The sequence below is a fragment of the Pedobacter sp. GW821-FHT01D05 genome, assembly GCF_059422505.1.
On sequence record NZ_JBWKXA010000004.1, the window covers coordinates 1 to 25,172 of the forward strand.

General features: G+C 39.6%; 23 protein-coding genes. 7 read left to right on the forward strand and 16 right to left on the reverse strand.

Translation table 11 applies throughout. From position 1 onward, the window contains the following. Window positions 1-489 precede the first annotated feature (489 nt). On the reverse strand, window positions 490-1,797 hold the full coding sequence (locus tag AC07VK_RS15075; RefSeq protein ID WP_492961474.1) for an MFS transporter: 1,308 nt from the start codon (window positions 1,795-1,797) through the stop codon (window positions 490-492). A 167-nt stretch (window positions 1,798-1,964) separates the two neighbouring features. Between AC07VK_RS15075 and AC07VK_RS15080 the strand changes: the two genes are divergently transcribed. Further along, window positions 1,965-2,702, forward strand: coding sequence for a class I SAM-dependent methyltransferase (locus AC07VK_RS15080; RefSeq protein ID WP_492961476.1), 738 nt, complete (start codon window positions 1,965-1,967; stop codon window positions 2,700-2,702). 107 nt (window positions 2,703-2,809) lie between these two features. Here the strand turns inward: AC07VK_RS15080 and hisS are convergent, their stop codons facing one another. From hisS to AC07VK_RS15105, 5 genes are all read right to left on the reverse strand, one after another. Next, entirely contained in the window at window positions 2,810-4,201 is a 1,392-nt protein-coding gene (gene hisS, locus AC07VK_RS15085; RefSeq protein ID WP_492961478.1) for a histidine--tRNA ligase, read from the reverse strand. A 140-nt stretch (window positions 4,202-4,341) separates the two neighbouring features. Continuing rightward, window positions 4,342-4,962, reverse strand: a complete 621-nt coding sequence (locus AC07VK_RS15090; RefSeq protein WP_492961480.1) for a LytR/AlgR family response regulator transcription factor — start codon at window positions 4,960-4,962, stop codon at window positions 4,342-4,344. Then, window positions 4,952-5,152 (reverse strand): hypothetical protein, encoded by a 201-nt coding sequence (locus tag AC07VK_RS15095; RefSeq protein WP_492961482.1) that lies wholly within the window; start codon window positions 5,150-5,152, stop codon window positions 4,952-4,954. Before AC07VK_RS15095 ends, AC07VK_RS15090 begins: the two co-directional genes overlap by 11 nt. Before the next feature lie 120 nt (window positions 5,153-5,272). Further along, the gene (locus tag AC07VK_RS15100; RefSeq protein ID WP_492956222.1) at window positions 5,273-5,623 is read right to left on the reverse strand and encodes a translation initiation factor; all 351 of its coding nucleotides are present in this window, start codon (window positions 5,621-5,623) and stop codon (window positions 5,273-5,275) included. A 109-nt stretch (window positions 5,624-5,732) separates the two neighbouring features. Then, window positions 5,733-6,614 (reverse strand): diacylglycerol/lipid kinase family protein, encoded by an 882-nt coding sequence (locus AC07VK_RS15105; RefSeq protein ID WP_492961484.1) that lies wholly within the window; start codon window positions 6,612-6,614, stop codon window positions 5,733-5,735. Between the two features lie 225 nt (window positions 6,615-6,839). On the opposite strand from AC07VK_RS15105, the gene metK reads away from it, so the two are divergent. Then, window positions 6,840-8,090, forward strand: coding sequence for a methionine adenosyltransferase (gene metK / locus AC07VK_RS15110; protein WP_029277640.1), 1,251 nt, complete (start codon window positions 6,840-6,842; stop codon window positions 8,088-8,090). Window positions 8,091-8,625: 535 nt separating this feature from the next. On the opposite strand, the gene AC07VK_RS15115 is transcribed toward metK, so the two are convergent. The 5 genes from AC07VK_RS15115 to AC07VK_RS15135 all read right to left on the reverse strand — a co-directional run bounded on the left by AC07VK_RS15115 (window position 8,626) and on the right by AC07VK_RS15135 (window position 13,746). Next, window positions 8,626-10,737: a peptidase domain-containing ABC transporter gene (locus AC07VK_RS15115; RefSeq protein ID WP_492961486.1), complete on the reverse strand. Its 2,112-nt coding sequence runs from the start codon at window positions 10,735-10,737 to the stop codon at window positions 8,626-8,628. Between the two features lie 5 nt (window positions 10,738-10,742). Next, entirely contained in the window at window positions 10,743-11,903 is a 1,161-nt protein-coding gene (locus tag AC07VK_RS15120; RefSeq protein ID WP_492961488.1) for an HlyD family secretion protein, read from the reverse strand. A 63-nt stretch (window positions 11,904-11,966) separates the two neighbouring features. After that, the gene (locus AC07VK_RS15125) at window positions 11,967-12,173 is read right to left on the reverse strand and encodes a bacteriocin (protein ID WP_492956218.1); all 207 of its coding nucleotides are present in this window, start codon (window positions 12,171-12,173) and stop codon (window positions 11,967-11,969) included. Window positions 12,174-12,479: 306 nt separating this feature from the next. Continuing rightward, a complete protein-coding gene (locus tag AC07VK_RS15130) occupies window positions 12,480-13,013 on the reverse strand; it encodes an ExbD/TolR family protein (RefSeq protein ID WP_492961490.1) in 534 nt (177 codons plus the stop codon). A 202-nt stretch (window positions 13,014-13,215) separates the two neighbouring features. Continuing rightward, window positions 13,216-13,746 (reverse strand): superoxide dismutase family protein, encoded by a 531-nt coding sequence (locus tag AC07VK_RS15135; RefSeq protein WP_492961492.1) that lies wholly within the window; start codon window positions 13,744-13,746, stop codon window positions 13,216-13,218. 119 nt (window positions 13,747-13,865) lie between these two features. Between AC07VK_RS15135 and AC07VK_RS15140 the strand changes: the two genes are divergently transcribed. Further along, window positions 13,866-14,213 carry a hypothetical protein gene (locus tag AC07VK_RS15140; protein ID WP_492961494.1) on the forward strand — a complete coding sequence of 116 codons (348 nt, stop codon included), beginning with the start codon at window positions 13,866-13,868 and terminating at the stop codon, window positions 14,211-14,213. Between the two features lie 116 nt (window positions 14,214-14,329). After that, window positions 14,330-15,181, forward strand: a complete 852-nt coding sequence (locus AC07VK_RS15145; RefSeq protein ID WP_492961496.1) for an EamA family transporter — start codon at window positions 14,330-14,332, stop codon at window positions 15,179-15,181. Here AC07VK_RS15145 and AC07VK_RS15150 read toward each other — a convergent pair whose 3' ends face one another. Together AC07VK_RS15150 and AC07VK_RS15155 are read right to left on the reverse strand one after the other, a co-directional pair. Continuing rightward, complete coding sequence (locus AC07VK_RS15150) at window positions 15,182-15,466, reverse strand: putative quinol monooxygenase (protein WP_492961498.1); 285 nt, start codon at window positions 15,464-15,466, stop codon at window positions 15,182-15,184. It lies immediately after the preceding gene. Beyond that, entirely contained in the window at window positions 15,438-16,067 is a 630-nt protein-coding gene (locus AC07VK_RS15155; RefSeq protein ID WP_492961500.1) for an NAD(P)H-dependent oxidoreductase, read from the reverse strand. Before AC07VK_RS15155 ends, AC07VK_RS15150 begins: the two co-directional genes overlap by 29 nt. Before the next feature lie 99 nt (window positions 16,068-16,166). On the opposite strand from AC07VK_RS15155, the gene AC07VK_RS15160 reads away from it, so the two are divergent. Further along, window positions 16,167-17,069: a LysR family transcriptional regulator gene (locus AC07VK_RS15160; RefSeq protein ID WP_492961502.1), complete on the forward strand. Its 903-nt coding sequence runs from the start codon at window positions 16,167-16,169 to the stop codon at window positions 17,067-17,069. 91 nt (window positions 17,070-17,160) lie between these two features. Beyond that, window positions 17,161-19,656 carry a PAS domain S-box protein gene (locus AC07VK_RS15165; RefSeq protein ID WP_492961504.1) on the forward strand — a complete coding sequence of 832 codons (2,496 nt, stop codon included), beginning with the start codon at window positions 17,161-17,163 and terminating at the stop codon, window positions 19,654-19,656. Window positions 19,657-19,824: 168 nt separating this feature from the next. Here the strand turns inward: AC07VK_RS15165 and hutU are convergent, their stop codons facing one another. Beyond that, window positions 19,825-21,849 carry a urocanate hydratase gene (gene hutU, locus AC07VK_RS15170; RefSeq protein WP_492961506.1) on the reverse strand — a complete coding sequence of 675 codons (2,025 nt, stop codon included), beginning with the start codon at window positions 21,847-21,849 and terminating at the stop codon, window positions 19,825-19,827. 18 nt (window positions 21,850-21,867) lie between these two features. Further along, window positions 21,868-23,403 carry a histidine ammonia-lyase gene (hutH, locus tag AC07VK_RS15175; protein WP_492961508.1) on the reverse strand — a complete coding sequence of 512 codons (1,536 nt, stop codon included), beginning with the start codon at window positions 23,401-23,403 and terminating at the stop codon, window positions 21,868-21,870. A 76-nt stretch (window positions 23,404-23,479) separates the two neighbouring features. On the opposite strand from hutH, the gene AC07VK_RS15180 reads away from it, so the two are divergent. Then, entirely contained in the window at window positions 23,480-24,373 is an 894-nt protein-coding gene (locus AC07VK_RS15180; RefSeq protein ID WP_492956208.1) for a LysR family transcriptional regulator, read from the forward strand. Window positions 24,374-24,648: 275 nt separating this feature from the next. On the opposite strand, the gene AC07VK_RS15185 is transcribed toward AC07VK_RS15180, so the two are convergent. After that, complete coding sequence (locus AC07VK_RS15185; protein ID WP_492961509.1) at window positions 24,649-25,167, reverse strand: hypothetical protein; 519 nt, start codon at window positions 25,165-25,167, stop codon at window positions 24,649-24,651. Between the last annotated feature and the right edge of the window lie 5 nt (window positions 25,168-25,172).

The window sequence follows — 25,172 nt, forward strand, 5'->3', positions numbered from 1 at the left end:
AAAAGCTAAGAAAAACTCCAAAAAAAGAGTTTTTCTTAAAATAAATTTGCAATTGTGGTAAACCTAGAATACGACCGAAGCAACGCGGAGCGGAGAGATCTTTAAACTACTGATTTATGCAATAAATTAAAACTCAGGATGACAATGCTTTTTATTATAAGTAAAACAGGGCTTAGTGTGCTTCGGTTCCTTTAGCCCCGCCATTCGCTACAATCTTTTTGTGCTGTCTTCCTGAGTTTATCGAAGGAGCAACAAAAAGGATTTTCGCTACTGTCGGGTTTATTTCAATATAGCTGCAGCATTTTGCCACGGAAACACGGATTGACACGGAAGATATTGTAACACAAAGTTATATCATCCTACTTTGCAACGAGGACGGAGGAGAAACGCGATTTTATCGCCATTTTTTTTCTTATCCGCATTACAAATGCAGATCTCGATAATCCTCGTTACAAACGAGGACTATTTAAGGCAGACGGCACGAAAAGTCTAATCCTCAATCTTCGAGTGGTGTTTGGTATCTTTCATGGTGGTATATAAAATCAGCGAGATTAAAATACATCCGGTTACATACCAGTAGAAATAATTTTCGTGACCGATATTCTTAAACCATAATGCAAAATATTCTGCCGTTCCACCGAAAATGGCAACGGTTAAAGCATAAGGTAAACCCACACCCAAAGCCCTGATTTCGGCAGGGAACAGTTCTGCCTTAACTACGGCATTAATGCTCGTATAACCGCTAACAATAATTAAGGCGCCAATCATCAGCAAGAATATGATAGTCGTATTGGTTTCTCCAGCCAAACCGGTTAAAATGGGATAAGTACATAAAGTACCCAGTATGCCAAAACCAATTAATAAAGGTTTACGCCCAATTTTATCAGATAATAGGCCGAACAGCGGCTGCATAACGGCAAAAACCAACAATGAAACGAATGATAAGGTTGTAGAGGTTTCTTTACTCAGGTGAACCGTATTAACCAGAAATTTCTGCATATAAGTGCTAAACGTATAAAAGGCAATCGTTCCGCCCAAAGTTAAGCCTACTACGGTAAAAACTTCCTTTGGATATTTCATCAGTACGGCAATGCCACCTTTTTTATCTGCTGAATTTTTGCTTTTAAAAGCGTTGGTTTCATCGATATGTCTCCTTAAATACAAAGCGACGAAAGAAAGTATGGCGCCGATAAAAAATGGAATCCGCCAGCCCCATTTGTGCAGTTCGGCAGGCGTAAGCAACCAGTTTTGTAAAATTAATTGAATGCCCAAAGCCAATAGCTGTCCGCCGATTAAGGTTACATACTGAAAGCTTGAATAAAATCCACGGTGTTTTTTGGTGGCCATTTCGCTGAGGTAAGTGGCAGAAGTTCCATATTCGCCGCCAGTACTCAGGCCCTGGATCAGCCTTGCAAAGATCAGTAATAAGGGAGCTGCTATGCCGATCTGTTTATAACCTGGCGTTAATCCGATAATTAACGACCCTATCGCCATAATGAGTACAGAAAGTGTCATCGACCTTTTTCGTCCTAGCTTATCGGCAATGCTACCAAACAGCCAGCCACCGATAGGCCGCATTAAAAAGCCTACTGCAAAAATCCCTGCGGTATCTAATAACTGTGCAGTTGGATTACTATTGGGGAAAAAAGCAGGAGAAAAATAAAGTGCAAAAGCAGAGTAAGTATACCAATCGTACCACTCCACAAGATTACCCACCGAACCACCAAATATAGATTTTAACCGATATTCTACATCTTTAATTTCGTTCTGGCGGATAGTATCAGCGCTTTTATCCATGTTATTAAATTATTGATTGAATGAGAGAATTTTGGATGATTGAATTAAACTTAAATCAACCCCACTTGTTAATCAAAAATATGATAATTTTATAAAGAAAGCGCGGAGTTGTTTTCATTCTGACAGCATTCGCTCCTGCTCTCATTCAACACTCAACCATTAATAAAATGAAAGATAATTTTTCTACCCAATCTGCCGATTACGCTATTTATCGGCCAACTTATCCGCAGGAACTGTACGATTATCTGTTTAGCCTAATAAAAAACAAAGAAATCGCCTGGGATTGCGCCACGGGGAATGGTCAGGTTGCGCGTGTATTGGCCCAGCATTTCGATGCCGTTTATGCAACGGATATCAGCGAGAATCAATTAAAAAATGCATTGCAGCTGCCTAATATTACTTACAAAGTGGAACCAGCGGAGCAAACATCGGTGGGTAATGCCAGTTTCGATTTAATTACCGTAGCCCAGGCCATCCATTGGTTTAATTTCGAGGCATTTTATGCCGAGGTAAAAAGAACACTAAAACCCGATGGACTTTTCGCGGTGATTGGTTATGGCTTAATGTTTATCGATAAAAAAGTAGATAAAGCTATACATAAACTTTACGAAGATATTTTGGGTAAATATTGGGACAGTGAACGCCGTTACATTGAAGAAGGTTATAAAACCATCCCCTTTCCTTTTGAAGAAATCATTGCTCCTCATTTTCAGATTAAAACCACCTGGAATTTTAACCAACTGATTGGCTATTTAAATACCTGGTCTTCTTTGCAGCATTATAAAAAGGCGAATGAACGCAACCCATTAGAGTATATGTTTACCGAGCTAAAAGAAGCCTGGGGAGATGATGCTGAGAAAGCTGTTCATTTCCCGGTTTTATTGCGGACTGGGAGATTAGCTTAACCGCAAAGGTAAAGAAGGCAAGCGCAAAGTACACAAAGCCAGTTACCTAACCGAACCTCTGCATTTCTTTGCGAAAACCTTTGTGTACTTTGCGGCGAAAACCGACGTTATTTCAGTAATTCCAGAATACCTAAAACAGTCAGTTTTTTCTGCTCACCGCTTTGCATATCTTTTAATGTAAGTTCTCCGCTAGCAATTTCATCCCCACCGATTAAAATGACGTAAGGGATGTTCTTGGCATCAGCATAGGCCATTTGTTTTTTAAGTTTCGCCGAACTTGGATATAACTCTGCGGAAATACCTGCATTTCTGAATTGCTGAACAATTGGCAAAGCATATTTTTCAGCTTCTGCATCAAAATTGCTGATCAACACTTTTGTTCCGACTTCTGCTGAGGCAGGGAAAAGGTTCAGCTCTTCCAATACGTCGTAAATGCGGTCGGCGCCAAAAGAAACACCAACTCCGGTTAAATCTTTTAAACCGAACATGCCAGTTAAGTCGTCGTAACGCCCCCCGCCACCAATGCTCCCCATGGCCACTTCGTTGGTTTTAACTTCGAAAATACAGCCGGTATAATAATTTAATCCACGGGCTAAAGTAATATCCAACTCTAATTTGGCCGTTAATGGTAAACCATAAGCAACCAGGCTTTCTACATATTCAAAAACCTGTTCAATTTCTGTAATACCTTTTAAACCTGTTTCTGACTGCGCTAAAACATCTTTCAAGCTAGCCAGTTTTTCCTCGTTGGTGCCTTCCAACAAAATTACCGGGCGAAGTTTTTCTAAATCAGCTTCGGTAAAACCACGTTCTAACAATTCTTTACTTACACCATCTAATCCGATTTTATCTAATTTATCGATAGCTACGGTCATGTCTATAATTAAATCTGGTTTACCGATAATCTCGGCAATACCCGATAAAATTTTTCTGTTGTTGATTTTTACGCTGAAATCTTTCAAACCCAGTTTGCTCAACGCTTCATTGTAGATTAAAATAAATTCAGCTTCGTTCAATAAACTTTCAGATCCCACCACATCCACATCACACTGATAAAACTCACGGTACCTGCCTTTTTGCGGCCTGTCTGCACGCCAAACCGGCTGAACCTGAAATCTTTTAAAAGGTAAGGTGATCTCGTGCTGGTGCATTACCACATAACGCGCAAATGGCACTGTTAAATCGTAACGCAAGGCTTTTTCAGAGATTAGCGGAATTAGTCTATTGCTATTATCTTCATCTGCAAAATCGAAAGATTTCTTTTTTGGATCTTTAAGAAATTCGCCGCTGTTTAAGATTTTAAAAATCAGTTTATCGCCTTCATCGCCATACTTTCCGGTTAAAGTAGAAAGATTTTCGAAACTTGGTGTCTGGATTTCAGCATAACCATATTTCCTAAAAACGGTTTTAATGGTATCGTAAATAAAGTTGCGTTTCACCATTTCAATCGGCGAAAAATCGCGGGTACCTTTTGCTAATGAGGGTTTAATAACTGACATAGCCGCAAAAGTACAAAAATGTAAGGTTTAAAAATAAAATTTCGTCATTGCGAGAAGGAACGACGAAGCAATCTTACGATCGTTATTTTCGTGTGCATTAGGATTGCTTCGTACCTCAGCATTGACGATCATCGCACCCATTACTTCCCCAACACCTCTTTCACCAATTCCCGATTTGGTTTACTCACCGGAATTTTATCGCCACTATCCATCAAAAGTGTTCCACCATCTTCCTTGAGCCAGCTTTTTACAAATTTCGGGTTAACCAGATGGCTTTGGTGTGCCCGCACAAAACCGTGGGGTTTGAGCAGATCGGAATATTCCTTTAATGATTTCGAAATCAGCAGCTGATCGCCGTCGCTAAAAAAGAAGTTCGTATAGTTGTTGTCCGCTTCGCATCTGATGATTTCTTCGATACCAACATACCTAATTTCATTCTGCTGAGGCAGCGCTATCCTGGTATTTCCTTTAACCACTTCCTTTTTGTCGATTCTTTCTTCAATTGTAGCGTTTTGGTAAGCTAGCGGAGGGGCAAAGTTTATGGCGACTGTATTCGGAGCAGCGTTTGATGAAGTACTTCGGTTTTTTTTAATCAAAAAGTAGATCAGCATAAAAATGCCACCAAAAAAAACAAAAAAGAGAAGGCCTGCTACCAAGAGCATAATTATTTTTGCACTACCCATATTTAGAAAATCGGCATAGGCAATATGAATACCATAAACGAGGATAAAAACCAACCCAAAGATTATCTTATTTTTCATTTTTAGCTGGCTTAATACTTCTAATTAAGTATAAACATAAAAAAATAAAACCTATAACGAAGGTCACAGCAAGAAAGCCCACGACCAAAAGCATTATTATCTCTGCCGCACCAAGATTTAAAAATTCTGCATGCGCCACTCGTAAGCCAAAAGCGATGATAAAAAAGAGTAAAAACAATAATTGTTTCATGTTGATTGATTTAAATGTTCAACGAAGGTAGTCTCGCGTTATCCATTTAAAAATCAACATTGAGTATACACTGGTTTACAATTAGTATTAGTGGGTAGAATTTTAGTATTTTACGAGAGTCTAGCCCCCGGCCTTTTTTACTTTATAGCCATCTTTCTGCAGGATACCCATTACTTTATCGCGCACATCGCCCTGGATCATGATTTCGCCATCTTTAACAGAGCCGCCTACACCACATTTGGTTTTAAGCATTTTGCCTAGTACATCTAAATCTTCAGAGCGGCCTCTAAAGCCTGTAATTAACGTTACCGCTTTGCCACCACGATTCTTTTTATCGAGCATTACCCTTAAATCCTGCTGGTTATTTGGCGAAGTAACGGTATCATCAACTTCTTCTTCGTATTCGAATTCTGGATTGGTAGAATACATAATTCCGCCAAGATCACTTAAACTATTTTTCTTTGGTTTCATGTTTTATAAAAGATTCATTGGCCATTGGTTCATTAGTCAATAGTCCATGGTCGATAGTTTGATGGTTCATGGTCTAATCACCTTCAACAGTCAACGCTTAGCGCCACACTCAAGGTACAATTACTTTGAGCGAGAGCGGATTTACTATTGCGTGGATTTCTGTTCCCATTTGTAAAGGCTCGCCATCTACATGCACTGCACCCGCTTTTTCTCTGGTAATTTCAATGTTTTTGCCTTTAATAATTTCAATCATGTCTGATGTTTCGGCCTTCCCTCTTAACATTACATAACCCAATAATGGCAATTTTATTATCGGAAAAGGTTTAATAATGCAAACATCAAGCAAGCCGTCTTTTACCGATGCATTAGGTGCGATATAAACATCGTTGCCATACTGCGATGAATTGGCTATGCTAATGGCAAAAGCTTTTCTGGTATATGCGACGCCATCAATGTTTAGCAAATAAGTTTGTGCTTTATAGTTAAAAACTTCTTTAAAGCCCAGTTTTACATAGCCTGATAGGCCCCGCTTTTTATCTTTCGAAAAAACAGCGCTCAAATGGGCATCGAACCCCATACCGGCCAGATTAAAAAAACATTTGTTATTAAACTCGGCAGTATCAATCTCATCAACATTAAAGTTATTGATCAGGGAAAGTGCATACCTCAAATTTTTCGATATTCTTAAAAATCTGGCGAGACCGTTTCCTGATCCAAGCGGTAAAATCCCCAAAATCTTTTTGTGTTTTAACACCTTACTGGCCACCTCGTTAATAGTGCCATCGCCCCCTGCCGCAACAATGACATCGAAATTTTTAGTCGCGGCTTCGTCTGCTAATTCGCCGGCATGACCAACATATTCGCTAAAAACAAAGTTCGGGCTAAACTTTTCCTTATCCAGATATTGGTCAATAAAATCAGGGATGCGTAACTTCCCTCGCCCACCTGAGATAGGGTTTATAATAAAGAGGATATTGATCTTTGTGTGCAAAGTGTAAGAATGAATGCACAAAATAATCTATAATTTTTGAAATAAAGAAAATATGCTAATTTTGCACCAGTAAAAAAGTGGATTGATTTGCTATCCCGACACCTCGGGACCGGATTGCAACCACTTAAAAAAATTGCTAATGCCTCCTTTCAATCATTTAAACACCTGTTTCCAAGGGGTTTGGCAAGTATTAATTTGTTTATTTACCATTAATTTATTTAATAAATGTCATATTTATTTACATCAGAATCTGTTTCTGAAGGCCACCCAGATAAAATCGCCGATCAAATTTCGGATGCATTAATTGATAACTTCTTAGCGTTCGATCCAGAATCAAAGGTTGCTTGCGAAACTTTGGTTACTACTGGTCAGGTTATTTTAGCTGGTGAGGTAAAATCTAAAACATATTTAGATGTACAACAGATTGCCCGTGATGTAATCAAGAAAATTGGTTACACCAAAAGCGAGTATATGTTTGAGGCCAACTCTTGCGGAATTTTATCAGCAATACATGAGCAATCTCAAGACATTAATCAAGGTGTAGATAGAAGCAACAAAGAAGAACAAGGTGCCGGCGATCAGGGTATGATGTTTGGTTACGCAACAAACGAAACCGAAGATTATATGCCTTTGGCATTAAACCTTTCTCATAAATTATTACAGGAACTTGCTGTTCTGCGCCGCGAAAATAACGAAATCACTTATTTACGTCCAGATGCAAAAAGCCAGGTTACTTTAGAGTACGACGATAACAATAAACCAGTACGTATTGATGCGATTGTAATTTCTACACAACATGACGATTTTGATGAAGAGGCCACCATGTTGGCTAAAATCAAAACGGATTTAGTGAATATCCTAATCCCAAGAATTATCAAAAGTAATCCTGCTTACGCACATTTATTTAATGATAAAATTGAATACCACATTAACCCAACCGGTAAATTTGTAATTGGTGGCCCTCATGGTGATACTGGTTTAACCGGAAGAAAAATTATTGTTGATACTTACGGGGGTAAAGGTGCGCATGGTGGTGGTGCTTTCTCTGGTAAAGATCCAAGTAAAGTAGATAGAAGTGCGGCTTATGCTACACGCCATATCGCTAAAAATTTAGTAGCCGCCGGTGTGGCAGACGAAATTTTGGTTCAGGTATCATATGCTATCGGTGTTGCAAAACCAATGGGTATTTACATCAATACTTATGGCACTGGTAAAGTAGGAAAAACCGATGGCGAGATTGCTAAAATTGTAGAATCGATTTTCGATATGCGTCCTTACTTTATTGAGCAACGTTTGAAATTAAGAAACCCAATTTATAGCGAAACGGCTGCCTATGGGCACATGGGCCGCACGCCAGAAACAGTTACCAAAACTTTCAGAACACCGAACGGTGAAGAAAAAACAGTTACGGTTGATCTGTTTACCTGGGAGAAATTAGATTACGTAGACCAGGTTAAAGCTGCTTTCGGCATTTAATTCTTCGAATAAATTTATAGAAAAAGGCGTTTTGCAACATTGCAGAACGCCTTTTTTGTTGTCGTGCAGTCAGATGTTACCATCTGACTGAATAGATTTGTGTCAGGTGGTAACACCTGACACCACCAAAAAAATCATTGATCACTTTTTAGGAAAGCAGGGTTCTGAGTGCATCGGTTTCGAAAGCCCTGCCATCCGCTTTACCGCTCTGCGTTCGGTGCTCGCTCCTGTGTCAGGTTTAGTTAACCTGGGCTGGTGGTTCTTGGGAAAGGTAATGCGCTTAAAAATAAATATTTTGGAACTGTGCAGAATTCGTTAATAGTAGCAAATGCCTAATCTATCCAAACCTGATTGAAATGGAAAGCCCGTAAGCCCGATCTTTCATCGGGTGCGGACTTGTAATGAAAAGCAGGGAGAACATTAAAAAAAGCTACTGCAATTGCTTTACAAAAAACAAAATAAAATATTTAGGCTTTCTCCTTCCGCTAAACTTACGAAGTTTGCACACAGTCGTACCCTAATAAACTTCGTGAGTTTAGGCCAAATGGTACTTCAGTTCCTGGTGGCTGCCCTGTTCAACCACTAAACCTTTATCTAATACAATAATTTTATCAGCATTGTTCAGCGTACTCGATCGGTGCGTAATTACGATTACGGTTTTCTGTTCGGCTTTTAAAAGCTCGATCATGCGTTGTACGTGTTGTTCCGAAACCGAATCGAGCGATGAAGTGGCTTCATCTAAGATTAGAATTTCCGGATCACGGTATAAAGCCCTTGCAATGGCAATCCGTTGCCTTTGACCGCCTGATAAAGATGTACCATTTTCACCCAGATATGTCTGAAAGCCCTTAGGTAAAGCCTCAATAAAACCAATTAACCCCAGCTTAGTGGCAATATCAATAATCCTCTGCATATCAGGCTCTTCTTCGCCAATGGCAATATTGTCGATCACATTACCAGCAAATAAATCAATCTGTTGGGGCACAACCGATACCATTCTACGAAGCGACGAATTGGTAATGTATTTGAGATCATATTTACCGATGCGTACATTACCCGCTTGTATCGGATAAATATTCTGCAGGATAGACATTAAGGTCGATTTTCCTGAACCACTCTCGCCCACGATGGCCGTAAATTTCCCTTGCGGAATGGTTAAATTCAGGTTATCGAAAACGGGCAGCCTTGCCCCATAGCGGAAAGAAACATTTTCGAAATGAATATCTCCAATTTTATCGGCACTTAATTCAATTTGATTTTCATCACTTTCGCGCTCCAGATCCATAATTTCGAATAACCTGTCTGCTGCAATAACAGCATCCTGTACAGTTTTATTCATTCCGATTAAAGAGGACACTGGCCCTGTAAAATAACCGATCAACGTATAAAACGATAATAATTCTCCAGGGGTAATCGAATTGCTTAACACATAACCTGCCCCCACCCAAAGCAATACAATGGTAATCATGCGCGAAATAAACTCGGTAGACGTTCCTGATACAACGGCATTTATATTCGATTTAAAGCCTGCCTGGAGCAACTTGATGAAACGGGTTTCGGTTTTATCATTAGCATGATCTTCTAAGCCAAAACGTTTAATGGTACCTACCGCGTTTAAGCTTTCTACCAATTGCGATTCGAGCTCTGCAGCATCTTCCATCAACCTGCGTTGTGTACGTTTGTTAAATTTATCGGTAATTACATAAATAATAAGATACAAGGGGATAACGGTAAGCGTAATAAGTGCTAGTTTCCAGTAGTAGGTAAACATCATGATGAACGAGAAGAAAACAATAAAAATGTTGACTACAAAATTTACGCATACATCATTTAAAAACGTCCTGATTTTTACGGCATCGTTTATCCTCGAAATAATTTCGCCCACACGCATGGTATCAAAAAACTGCTGTGGCAAACGGAGCAGGTGTTTATAGTAGCCTAAAATAAGCTGCGAATCGATTAGCTGACCGGTTTTTAAGGTAAAAATTGTTTTTGCCGAGCCAATAAACAGCTGCACCAAAAGAATAACCATCATGGCAATACTCATGAGGTTTAGCAGATTGTGGTTACCATCTACCAGCACAAAATCTACTAACTTCTGAACAAAAATAGAGGTGGATAAACCCAGTACAGTATAAACTATAGCACCAAATAAAACTTGCGTCAGAATGTCTTTGTGCGGTTTAATCAAACTCCAAAATCTCCCCTGGATTGATTTTTTTTCATTGCCGATCTGGAAATTTTCTGACGGCAACAATAAGACTAAAGCACCAGTCCATTCCTTTTTGAATTCATCATGCGTTTTACGGTGCACTTTCCCATCTATAGGGTCCATCACCTCTATAAACTTACTGTTTACTTTGTAAATCACTACATAATGCTGAAGGATATCATTCACAATGATATGTGCTATCGCGGGCGTAGGTATTTTAAACAAACTATCAAAAGGTGCCTTAACACCTTTCGCATCAAATCCTAATTTTTGGGCCGCTTCTACAAGTCCTAAAACGGTTGTACCTTTTTTATCGGTTCCGGCAAGCTGCCTGATGCGGGCAACCGCCAAATCTAATTTGTAATGAGCCGCAATTGAAGCCAGACAAGCCGCACCACAATCTGTTATATCTCGTTGCTTAACTTTTGTACTCATTGCTTTTATGTTTTTTGGATTAAGTTCGGATTAACCCAATCATCTACCTTATCGTAAAGTAGTTGATATAAACTACGGTCGGTTACTTTAAAGCGAGCTGTAAAATTCATTCCTTTTTTGAGGTATCCTTTGTAACCGTTCTTTAGCATCAGAAAATTTTTATCCATTAAACACTTTACCTTAAAAGCAGGCTGGTTACCATTTAAAATCACAATATCGTCCGAAATATCGATTACTTTACCTACTGCCAAACCCCATTGGTTATAATTATAGGCATTGATCTGAAAATGCACTTCCTGTCCTTTTCTGATCAGACCGATATCTGAAGGGTTGATATAACAGTAAGCGGCTAAACCGGCATCGGGCGAAACCTCCCCTACTTTTTGATTGGCAAATACATAAGCACCTTGTTGCAACCCAACTAAGTTCTGAACCGAACCGTCTATTGGTGCCCGTAATACATATTGTTTTTTCTGTTCGTTAAGTTCTGCCTGCTGCCCAGAAAGCTGACGCAGTTCGTTGCGGTAACCATTGGCTTCGGTTTGCCATTGGGTTTTATATTTAGTACGCACCATTAAGTAAACCGATTCGGCCTGCTCTAGCTCGTATTTGTATTTTTCATATTCTGATTGTGTAAGCACTTTATTCTGATAGAGCTTACTGTAGCGCGAAAAATTGCTCGCGGCTTGTCTTTTTGCAATACCAGCATTTTTTGACTCCTGAACATATTGTTGCCAGGAAGCCACATACTGACCGCTTTGCAGATCGGATGAACCACCATTAAAAGAGAGCAACGTACGGATATCCTGTAAAAATTGGGTAATCTGGTTTTTGCGCGTTTCTACCAAAGCATCTTGCTGTTTGGGTAAACCGGCATCAATGGCCAAAAGCGTATCGCCTTGTTTAAGCCTTTTATTATCTGTGAGCCTGTATTGTATTAACCGCCCATTAACGGGTACAATAAGCTCTGTTTTTTCGATGGTAGATTGTAAAATGCCCGTCCCATTTATACTAATGGGAATTTTAACAAAAGGCAGGGCAATCAAAACAATTAAAATGGCTGCCACGGCAACAATATAGATTAACTGACTTGATTTACTAATTTGAGAACGGTAAACGAGAGCGGTATTCGAAATTCTTTCTGTAGAGTAGCTGGTTAGCGCCATAGTGGTCGAAATCGTAAAGCATCCGCTATTCTGAAAACCAGAAGAGCGGATACAATAAATTGCTTATAGACTCCAAACAAGTTTCAAAACATTGGTTACTGTTTTGTTTAAAAATGTTGAAGTGTCTGCACCAACTGCATTTAAAGTTCCTGAAAGAGAAGCTAAAAGTTCGTTTAATGTATTGTTAACAATACCACCACCTTCAACTTGTGACATTTCAGTTGTGTTCATTTCTTTAACACCAAGATTTTTTAATTCTAAACTTTTCATACTAGATTTTTTTGAGTTTTAAGATCCCTACTCTTTTGAAGGCTTTTCGGGATGCGCCTGATGCTTGGCCAAACACTTCGACGAATGTAACATTATTAGCTATACGGATGTAGTATTAAACATCTAATAAAAACCTAACGATTCGTTAATAATTCAAAAAAACTGCCTCCATCACACAAAAAACGCAATCACTACTAAAAAACTAGGGTATTAGTTTTCATATTCAATTTATTCATTAGCCTCAAATCGCATTATATTCTTTTTATTCGCTGTTTTTTAAGTAGTCTGCTTTAAAAAATAGCTTGATCAGATACCGTTCATTTTCATAAATACAGTCTCCTTTTCTGCAATATGATCATCGTCAATGGCATAGGACTTAATATTGGCAATTTTCATTTCATCAATTACATCAACAAAATTCTGGAAATTAGCTGTTTTAGCTGGCTTGATAATGACGATCATGTATTTGGAAGGGTTATGCTGATGGATTTCAGCAACCAGTTTTTCATTTGCAATGATCTCTTTCTGAATATTTGCTATTGAGATAACCTTCATGGTTGCCTTTTCTATTGTACCCATGTAACAAACGGCCTTGTTGTTTTTGCCGAGCAGGATGGTCATGGTACGTGATTCGGGATATGGTTGTACAATTACACCATCGTCTTTAATGGGTTTGGCAATATCTGCCGCATTTAAAGTACCTAATGAAGTGGTGAGCATAAAAAATGCAGTTAATAAAAACATCAGATCAACCATTGCGGTGAGATCTACCCTTGGAGTTGCTTTTTTGGTTCTTCCTTTTGCAGCCTTGCCGCTTTGAGATTCGTTTAATGTTGCCATAATAATTTAGGTTTTTAATGATGATGACAAACCCGATCGAATTGCATAAAAAAAGCGGTTAAAAAATTTAACCGCTTAAGAAAAGTCGTCATTGCGAGGAGGAACGACGAAGCAATCTTACAACTGTGGGTTTATGACTACCGCATTAAGATTGCTTCGTCGGCTGAAAAGCCTTCTCGCAATGACGATCATATTAATATAATTACATCACCGCTTCAATTACACCGCAACCTACCCGTGGGCCTGAGTTTCCAGTTGGTTGTGTAGTATAATCGTCGGTACCGCCATGCACAATAATTCCACGGCCGATAATGTTTTTAATATCGCCTTCTTTAATGCTCCACCTATCGGTAGTAACCGAAAGCGTGGCATGGCCTTTATTATCTAACATGATGTTGCCAATGTCGCCGCTGTGATAAGCGGCAGAACCCCATTTGCCATGAGCTTCTTTAGTTGGATTCCAGTGACCGTGTGTATTTTCGCCCATATTGCCACAATCGCCATGTTCGTGAAAGTGGACTGCAACATTGCTGTCTGCACGCGCAGCAAAATTCATCTCAATGTCCATTTTAATTTTTCCATCGCTTAATTCGTAAAACTTTGCTGTTCCAATGGTTTTCGTATTATCTGCTGTTTCGGTCAATGTGGCCCGGGCAATTTCTTTGTCGGTTTTGGCACAAGCACTGATAAGTGCTACGCCCGCAATAGCTAAGCTTAAAAGATATTTTTTCATTTTATTAAAATTTAGTTTACATAAGAAACAGATTGACAATCATTTAGTTTGCTTTAAAAAGAAGGATGGTAAAACCATTTCGAATGCCACTTGTTTAAAGAATATAAAATCGTATAACTATGGAACAGCCAATTGCAATGAACACTTTAAGTCAAATTTTGGAGAAATTGAGGCTGAAAGGGAAAGATAACGAATTAAAAATTTCTGATCATGGTAAGATGCAAAGTAAATCGCTCGGAAAAATTTATAGTCCCGAAGATTTAACCATTGTTAAGACTTATCGCTTTGAAGGAGACTCAGACCCTGCAGACAATTCAGTATTGTATCTGGTAGAAGATCAGGAAAAAAATATTGGGTATATATTAGATGCTTACGGCATCTACTCTGATAATGAAGGACCATCGTTTGATGATTTCCTAAAAAAAATTCCTACAGAAAATAGAGACGAGCAGGAATTGTTTTGTTAATAACCTAAAACCTGATTGAAAAGGGAGAATTAGCGTAATCTAATTCTCCCTTTTTTTATTTTAAAATATTAGCAGGTTATAATTCCGTAATTTTGCGCCTCATTTACGAGCGCCAGATGAAAAGCAAAATCAATATCCCGCCCATACCAGCCGTTTTACTGTCTATTATCAGTGTGCAGTGTGGCGCAGCAATTGCAAAAGGGCTTTTCCCACAAATTGGCGCTGCTGCTACCGCATCGTTACGGATCGGCTTATCTGCGGTTATCTTATTAATCGCTTTTAGGCCAAACCTATTTAAACTAAATGCCAAACAGTGGAAATATGTTATCCTGTATGGTGTTTGTTTAGGGGTAATGAATATGGTATTCTATATGGCTATAGCAAGAATTCCGATCGGTTTAGGCGTAACTTTAGAATTTGTTGGCCCCTTGGGCCTGGCTATTTTTGGATCTAAAAAACCTATTGATTTCCTTTGGGTAATACTGGCCGCAACAGGCATTGCACTAATTGCCCCCTGGGCCAGTACTGGGCTAAATGTTCTTGGTGTATTATTAGCACTTTTAGCTGGCATTTTTTGGGCAGCCTATATTATACTGGGTGGCAGAATCTCAAAAATAATGAAAGGCGGCGATGCTGTGGCCATTGGCATGTTATTCGCTACCCTGGTCATCTTGCCATTTGGCATTTTTAGCGGCGGTTTAAGTGGCCTGAATCCGAAATTACTGGGTTTAGGGGCAGCGCTTGCTCTACTATCAAGCGCCATCCCGTTTACCCTCGAAATGAGAGCCCTTAAGCAGCTCCCCGCCCGGACTTTCAGTATTTTAATGAGCCTCGAACCCGCCATGGCTTCGTTAGCTGCACTCGTTTTTTTACAAGAATACCTCACTTTAAAAGAGTGTTTTGCCGTTGCTTTCGTTGTTATTGCTTCTGCGGGTTCTTCGTTAACAGCCAGGCGTGCAAAACTGTAATTAGGCCAGTTTTTCTGTTTTATAGATTACAATATCATCCGTCAACGCATCCGCTTGCGCTACAAAGGCTAAAATATAAGACTGCTGATCGTGGAGATCCAAACCTGCCTGATCTTTCCACTCTTCCTGAAAAATAAAAGTATTATCAACGGCAGATTCATGCAGATCGTACTGAATGCAGGCTTCTTCTTTACGGGAATTTACAACCATATCCAACAGCATAGTTCTTAATGCCGCCGTGGTTTCTTTTTTACTTTTAACAATTGCTGTTAGATAAATGCTCATATACTGCTGTATTAAAAAAATTTTGGGTTAAATGTTCCTCATGCAATTTAAGCGCACTCGTTATATCTGCGTTCTTTTCTACATCGTGAAAATGGATGCCATCTATGCGTTCCATTCCAGTGAAAGCATTCATTCTATGAAAACCAAACAATACACCGTCATCTACACTGGTTTCCATAAAAAATTCTTCAGGTAAGGTAAATGCTTCTTTTGGTGCGTTCCACGATGATGTTACCATGTACTTACGGCCATGCAACATCCCGCCTGTACCGTAGTTTCTAGTCGGGTTATCCGCTTTGCGGCCATCACTTACATAGATTCCTTTTTTATGTCCTTCGGTAAACACAACATCGATATATTGTTTAAACCCATGTGGTAACTGAAACCACCAGATGGGTGTGTGGTAAATTACAACATCTGCCCAAACGTATTTTTCTACTTCCTCTTTTGGATCGTAATCATGATTGATATTGGTTGTTTTGACTTCGAAATCTGCTAACGAGGAAAAGAAACTGGCTGTTGCATCGGCTATTGTTTCGTTAAACCTGCCGCCGGAGTGACCAAACTTTTGTCCTCCGTTAATAATGAATATTTTTGTCATTTCGTTTTTCTATTTTGATAAGACAAAATTACAGCGCCTAAATCTATTATTAAAACAAGTTAATTCATAGCTTTGTATCAGAATTATAATACTACTATTATGGTCAATTTAGAATGGTACAGAAGTTTTAAGGCAATTTATAAAACAGGAACCTTAACTGGTGCAGCAGAGAACCTGTTTATTTCGCAGCCTGGAGTAAGTTTGCATTTAAGTTCTTTAGAAAGTTACGTCGGCTATAAACTGTTCGAGCGCACGGGCAGAAAGATGATCCCGACCGAAAAAGGGAAAGTACTTTATAATTTCATTGTAGAGCCGCTTACAAAACTGGAGGATGCCGAAAAACATTTTCAAAAAAGTACGGAGAAACATACACCAACCATTAGCGTAGGCATGTGTTTCGAAACTTTTCAGATTACGCTCGAGCAATATATTTCTACACTTCCTTTTAACGTGATTATCCGTTTCGGCGAATATCCTGAGATGTTAGATCAATTGGACAAGGGTATTCTAGACCTGATTATCACCCCACAAAAAGGCAATTCGGCCAATGTAGAACATGAGGCCTTTTCTTCCGAAACCATTGTTTTAGTAGGCGGAATAGAAACTGATGGGCAAACTTTTAACTCGTTGGTTAAAAAGAAAGATATGTCAGGAATGGAGTCATGGTTAAAACAGCAAAAATGGTATGGAACAGCTGGCGATATGGAGCACCTTTTACGTTTCTGGCAGCTTAACTTTGGCAAGCACGCCGATTTCCGCCCAAACTACATTGTACCTAACCTCAATTCGATTGTGCGCTGCTTATCTGGAGGAAAAGGCTTGGCTATCATCCCCGATTTTCTTTGCAAAAAAGAAGTTGAAGAAGGGAAGGTAAAAGTAATTTGGGAAGGCACCTCAAAACTCACCAACACCCTATACTTCGGTTGCAGAAAAAATACGCAGTATGCAGCAGAAATTCACATCATTAAAAACCTTTTTAAGGAGGTTATGGTTAGTATATAGTTTATATTGAAAAAATCATGTTTAGGTTCGTGATTTAAATTTACTTTAAAACCTTAAAATATTTATTTTAGATTATCCCTTAAACATCCATATGAGTCAATCCAGCCTTCTTTTGAGCCATGAGCAGTTATTGGAAGTTTTTAATTTAACGCATACGGCAACCGCTGTACACGTTGGCGAAACGGCTATAATTCAGACAGCAAACGATGCAATGCTCAGAATATGGGGAAAAGACAGGAGTGTGATCGGAAAATCGCTAGAAGAGGCTTTACCTGAGCTTAAAGGACAGCCTTTTATCGATATGTTCAGAAAAGTTTGGTTAGAAGGCCTGGTTATCTCAGGAAAAGATACCGCAGCGGATTTGGTGATCGACGGTAAACTGCAAACATTTTATTTTGATTTTGAATACCGGGCTATAAAAAACGATGCAGGTAAAACCATCTGCATTTTACATACGGCAATTGATGTAAGCGAGCGGGTACTTAGGCAACAGGCTATAGAACAGGCGCTTGAAAGAGAAGAGGCGCTACAACGCGAACAAACTTTAAATGAAGAACTGGCGGCAACAGTAGAAGAGCTTGCCACAACCAACGAAGAGCTTGTTGCCACCAATGAAGAACTCCAGGAAACACAAGAAACCCTACATGTTTTAAATAACGAACTGGAACTAAGGGTTGCTGAACGTTTTAATCAACTTTCGGAAAGCGAAAAACGGTTCAAAACCATGGCCGAGGGAACCGACATCTTTATTGCTGTTGGGGATGAAAGTGGAAAAGCCATTTATTTTAATAAACCGTGGGTAAAACTTACTGGCCGGTCAATAAAAGACCTGCTCGACTTTGGCTGGGCAGATTTAATTCATCCTGAAGACCGGGACAGGTATGTAAATATTTACCTTTCGGCCCTTGCCGAACAAAAACCTTTTACCGGCGAATTTAGAATTCTCACTAAAAAAGGCGACTACAGATGGCTGCTTGCCAGTGGCCCACCACGTTTTCATGCCGATGGCTCATTTGCTGGCTACATTAGCTCTTGCATTGACATTACAGAACGGAAGTTAATTGAAATAGAGCGACTAAATCTAAATAAACTCATAGAGGCGAGTTCAGAATTTATAGGCATTGCCGAATTGGATATGTCAATCCAGTACCTAAATCCCGCCGCATTACAAAAACTAGGTTGGTCTGGCATTTCGAACAGAACAATCTTAGATTGTGTTTTTCCTGAAGATCGATTAATGGCGGAGAAAATTCTACCAGGGATTTTAAAGAATAATACTTTCAGACAGGAGATTCGATTCTGGAATGAAAAAACAGGGCATCCTTTTTGGATTGAATGGAATGGCTTTGCCATTCGAAATGAAGAAACGGATGAAATAGTTGCCTTCGCTACGGTAAGTCCCGATATTACAGAACGAAAACTTTATCAGGAAGAGCTGCAAGGTATAAATATGGAAATGGCTGCAGCAAACGAAGAACTGGCCACTACCAATGAAGAGCTTGCTCAAACGCATGATGACCTGATCAAGTACACCAATAAACTATCAGATAGTGAGGAAAAACTCAGACAGGCGATAGAAACAGGCAGAATGGGCACCTGGAGCATCAATCCGAAAACACTTGAAGTTACCGTGTCGAGCTTTGTTAAGGACTTGCTTGGATTGCCTTTGGATAAACCTGCAGAAATGGATATGATTATGAAGGCCGTGAATCCAGATTACCATAACATGCTTTTTTCGGCGCTCGATAATGCCATGAAAAACCATTTACCCAGTGATATGGAATATCCCATTAACAATTTAATCAATGGTCAGGAAAAATGGGTTAGAGCAACCGGGCGTGTATTTTTAGACCAACATGGAAACCCAACGGAGTATTCTGGTCTTTTCATCGATATTACGGAGCAAAAATTAGATGAGCTTCGAAAAAACGACTTCATCGGAATGGTCAGTCACGAGTTAAAAACACCGCTAACAGCAATTAATGGTTTTGTGCAGGTTTTGCAGCGCAAAGCGAAAAAAGATGAAGATAATTATGCCATTATCGCTTTAGATAAAGCGCACAGCCAGATCAGGAAAATGACCGCCATGATTAATGGTTTCTTAAATGTGTCGCGTTTAGAATCTGGCAAGCTGCTTATTGAAAAAACAAACTTTAGCTTAGATGAACTGCTAAAAGAAACCATCGAAGAAACCTATGTGTCACAATCTTCGCATCAAATTATATTAAACCCAACATGTGAGGTTAACATTAATGGCGATCGGAATAAAATCGGGAATGTAATTTCTAACCTAATCAGCAATGGCCTAAAATACTCAGACAATGGCACACGTATAGAGATTACCTGCAAATTGCACGATACTGAAGTTGAAATTCTGATTAAAGATGAGGGAATTGGCATAAAGCCAGAGGATATCGATAAACTTTTCGAACGTTATTACCGCGTACAGGGTAACCACACCATTTCGGGCTTTGGAATTGGGCTTTACTTAAGCGCCGAAATTATTGAAAGACACAATGGCAGAATATGGGTAGAAAGTGAAGAAGGTAAGGGTTCCGTTTTTCATTTTACTTTGCCATTGAATTAATCGCATTTTTAACCGCAAAGAACACAAAGGTTTTAGCAATTGCGCTAAGGTTTTTCTGGAAAATTGTCTTTGCAGAACTTGTACGGTCTATTTGTTTGTCTTTCTGAGTGAAACGAAGAATCTTTCTCTTCGGTATGTGCTGTTACCTAAAAAGATTTTTCACTGCGTTCAGAATGACAAAAAAGGCTTATCTATCGCTAATCCCTCCAAAACCTCATCATCAACCAAATTTGGCAGTGTAATTTTTAAAGTACCCGTCCGTTCCATTTCGCGTTCGATAGCAAATCGGGCTTCTTTATTTCGTGCCCAGCTTCTTCTCGCAATGCCGTTGTTTACATCATAAAAAAGCATGTTCTGTAGTTTTTCAGCAGCTTGTTCGCTTCCATCTAATACCATTCCGAAACCACCGTTTATTACTTCTCCCCAACCAACACCACCACCATTGTGGATCGAAACCCATGTGGCGCCCCTAAAACTATCGCCAATTACATTATGAATAGCCATATCTGCGGTAAATCTGCTTCCATCGTAAATATTGCTGGTTTCTCTAAATGGAGAATCCGTTCCGCTTACATCATGATGATCTCTACCAAGGATGACTGGTGCTGATAATTCGCCGCTATTAATCGCCTCGTTAAACCTCCGCGCTATCTTGGCCCTTCCTTCAGCATCGGCATATAAAATCCGCGCTTTTGAGCCTACCACAAGTTTATTTTCCTTTGCCGCACTGATCCAATTGATATTATCCTGCAATTGTTGCTGTATTTCTACCGGGGCATTAAGCTTAATTTCTTCCATCACCTCCTTAGCCATTTGATCTGTTAAATCGAGATCCTTTTCGTTACCTGAAGCACAAACCCACCTAAACGGGCCAAAACCGTAATCGAAACACAATGGACCTAAAATGTCCTCTACATAAGATGGATATCTAAAATCTATCCCATTTGACAACATTACATCGGCACCTGCCCTACTACACTCCAACAAAAAGGCATTTCCATAATCGAAAAAATAAGTTCCTTTGGCAGTATGTTTATTAATGCTTGTTGCTTGCCTTTTTAGCGAATCCTGAACCTGAAGCTTAAACTGATCAGCTGCGTTTACCATCATTTCATTTGCTTCAATAAAACTTAAACCTACCGGATAATAGCCTCCTGAATATGGATTATGTAACGAAGTTTGATCAGAACCAATGGCCACTTCAATATTTTCTTCATCAAACCGCTCCCAAACGTCCACAATATTGCCAATGTATGCCAGAGACACCGTTTCTTTTCCTTTTTGGGCAAGTATTACACGGTTAACTAGTTCATCTAAATTATCGATCAGTTCATCTACCCAGCCTTGTTGATGCCTTTTGGTTGCAGCCTTGGAGTTTACCTCTGCACACACCGTAACACAACCCACAATATTGCCTGCCTTCGTTTGTGCGCCACTCATACCACCTAATCCTGCAGTAAGAAAAACTTTACCCGCGGTATCCTTTCCATAAAAACCCTTTTTGCGGAAAGCATTCATTAAGGTAATGGCCGTGCCATGAACAATGCCCTGTGGCCCTATATACATGTACGAACCTGCCGTCATCTGGCCATATTGGGTTACCCCTAAAGCGTTAAACTTTTCAAGGTCCTCAGGTGAAGAATAGTTGGGGATCATCATACCATTGGTAACCACAACGCGTGGTGCAGCGTTACTTGAAGGGAATAGGCCCTGCGGATGCCCGCTATAAATATTCAGCGTTTGCTGATCGGTCATCGTAGCCAGGTATTGCATGGTTAAAAGATACTGTGCCCAATTTTGAAATACACTTCCGTTTCCGCCATAGGTAATCAGCTCTTCAGGATGCTGTGCAATTGCGGGATCTAAATTGTTCTGGATCATGAGCATAATTGCCGCAGCATGAACAGTACGATAGGGGTATGCCGTTATATCTCTTGCATAAACGTCATAATCGGGCATAAAACGGTACATATAAATGTGACCGTAGTTTTCCAGCTCAGCTAAAAATTCTTGCGCAAGTGTTTGGTGCCATTCTTTTGGGAAATAACGCAAAGCATTTTTAATGCTCAGTCTTTTTTCATCTGCATTTAAAACATCCTTCCTTACGGGGGCATGGCTTAGTGCTGTATTCCTGTTTTTGTGTGCAGGCAATGCTGAAGGAATACCTGCCAGTATCTGTGCTTTAAAATCCATGTTTTACAATTTAAACGCTTAATCCAATGTTGATTCTGCCTCGGTTGCAACGGCAACGATTTTACCTTGTTGTACCATTTGAATGGCATTCTCCATCCTATCGTACATAATCTGATCTTCCTCAAAATGATCAATTTCAGTACGCACAAACGCGTGCACCGCAGCCAATATTTTGCCTGGTTTTAATGGATGATGATAATCAATTGCCTGTGCCGCACAGAACAATTCGATTCCCAAAATTTTCTCAACGTTTTCGATTACTTGCAGGGCTTTACGTCCGCTGATGGAGCCCATGCTCACATGATCTTCCTGACCTAAAGAAGTTGGGATACTATCGGCACTGGCCGGGAAACAAAGCCCTTTATTTTCGCTGGCCAAAGCCGCCGAGGTATATTGAACAATCATAAAACCCGAATTTAATCCAGTTTCTTTCATCAGGAGTTTGGGTACGCCAGGGGTATTTCCTTCCAGGGAAAGGTAGATCCTACGATCGCTGATATTTCCGATTTCTGAAGCAGCTAAGCAGGCATAATCGAGCGGTAATGCCAAAGGCTGGCCATGAAAATTACCGCCACTGATCGTTAAATCGTCATTAAATATTACAGGGTTATCAGTTACCGAATTCAGCTCGATTTCTAAAGCTTCTTTTAAATGCATCCATGCCGTTCTGGAAGCGCCATGTACCTGCGGAATACACCTTAACGAATATGGATCCTGTACTTTGGCACAATCAGCGTGCGATTTCATAATTTCAGAACCTTGCAACAGTTTACGTACTTGCCCGGCGACCGCGATATTTGCGGGATAAGGCCTAAGCTGATGAAGCTGTGCATGAAACGGTTTTTCAGAGCCTTGTAATCCTTCAATCATCATCGCCGAAATGATATCAGCTGAAGCCAGCACATTTTCTAACCGCTGTACCACTTTAACGGCATGTGCAGCTATAAACTGAGTACCATTAATGAGGGCCAAGCCTTCTTTTGGCCCCAATTGCAGCGGACTCATCTGATATTCTTGTAAAAGCTGAGTTGTTGCAATAATTTCGTCCTTATAATGAACTTTTCCTAAGCCAATTAAAGGCAAAAAGAGGTGAGATAAAGGGGCAAGATCGCCAGAGGCACCAACAGAACCTTGTTTTGGCACTACTGGTGTAGCGCCGATTTCTAAAAACCAGATCATTCGATCGAGTGTTTCGATTTTAATACCTGAATATCCCTGAGCTAAAGCCTGTAGTTTTAAAACCAGCATCAGTTTTGATATTTCATGATCTATCGGCTCTCCAACACCAACAGCATGACTTTTCAAAATATTCTCTTGTAATTTACGGGTATCAACCGCCGAAATCATGGAGGTGCACAGTGGTCCGAAACCGGTATTAATGCCGTAAACGGCTTTACCTGAAACCGCTATCCGTTCAACTACCTTGCTGCTTTCCAGCACTTTATTGCGGGTATGCTCGCTCAGTATCCCTTTTATCTCGCCATTGCTAATGGCCAAGGCCAATTTAGCGGTTAAATGATCTGTCCCATAGTTAAAAATCTGTTGCTCGCTCATGTTAAAAAGGTTTTAAACAAAAATAAGCCCTATATTTGATACCTATAAATACCAATTACATCATCATGTAATAACCATGGGTTATCAGATAGAACTTAGACACTTAAAATATTTTCAGGTTTTGGCTGAGGAGCTGAAGTTTAGAAAGGCTGCAGACCGTCTTTTTATCTCTCAACCAGGGCTAAGCCGGCAGATTAAACAGATGGAGGAAATTTTTAACGCTCCATTGTTCGATCGTAATAAAAAAAAGGTAGCGCTTACCGAAGCAGGCCTGTACCTAAAAGATGAGGTAGATTTTCTGTTCAGCCATATCGAAAACATCAAGAAACAGATCAGCAATATTAATGAGGGCAAACAGGGCGAACTTCGCATTGGTTTTTTAGGTTCAGCAGCACAGAAAATCGTGCCCGAAGTTATTTTTAAACTCAACAAAGATTTTCCAGAAATCAGAACCAATCTGGACGAAATGCCTAATAAGCTACAGATCGAACTATTGGAAAAAGACATGCTCGACATGGGCTTTGTGAGGATGCAACAGTTTAAACCGGGTATTTCTAAACACATGATCCATCAGGATACTTTTTCGCTGGTATTACCTAAAAGCCATCCAATGAAAAAAGCATCATTTGAAGCGGTGGAAAAATTGGGCAATGAACCCTTTATCTTTTTCTCGAGTGACGACAGTCCATTCTATTATGACCTGATGATGAGTATTTGCGAGGATCATGGCTTTAAACCCAAAACCTACCATAAATCGGTTAATGCGCTCACCATTTACAAACTGGTAGAGGAAGGGCTCGGCATTGCCATTGTACCCACAGCCTTGCAATATGGCTATCAGGAAAACGTAAAGTTTGTTGAGCTTACGCATATTCCGCAACGAACAGAGCTTTACATGATCTGGAAAGAATCTAACCGGAACCCAGCTTTAAAAAATGTGATCAAACTGTTATTAAAGGATAGGGTTTAGGCTGTGATATCTCAGGATCATAATATAATATCTAAACCGACTAAAATACAGCCTGGTTTTATCTCCCCGTACGGGTCCCGATGCCTAAACGGGCAAAAATTCGCGATCACCGCTAAGGTTACGTATTTCCATTTCGCAATCCCAAACTTTCTTACCTGCACCACCATAAGCCCATACAGTGTACCAAAATAATTGCTAATAATGGTTTGTACAGGCCATTAGCGATTGTTGGCGATTGAGGTAAATTTATACTGATGGTATTACCCGATCAGAAATCAAAAGTATTTATAGGGGTATTTCAAATAGAAATCATTACTAATCTTTTCTAAACTATTGACAAATAATTCCTGAATTTCTACTGGCAGATTATCGTCATAATCATCTAATTGTTCTTCAAGCTCACGGTACAAAAAAGCAGCTTGAAGGAATACGAGAAAATTAATTTGAAAATCAAGAAAGTCGTCAATAGAACTATATTCCCCTTTATTGTGATCATAAAACAAAATGGTTGACTTTTCTATATGAATAAACCATTCATCTCCCTGCCCACTTCGTCCAATCATCCAAATTTTATCATATAGCGCTGGATAATTTTTCTCAATATACTTATTTTCATTTAAAGCACCTTCATAGCTAAATATTTCTATGTCAGGTGTGATTTCTAGACCCTTGTATTCCGATAAAAATTTTAAATATACCGGGTCTGATACAGGCACCTTATTTAAATCCTTAATTTTTGTTGTTCTTTCCTGAAATTCTTCAAAAATCAGGGGCACATCTTTTTTTTCGAACATAATAT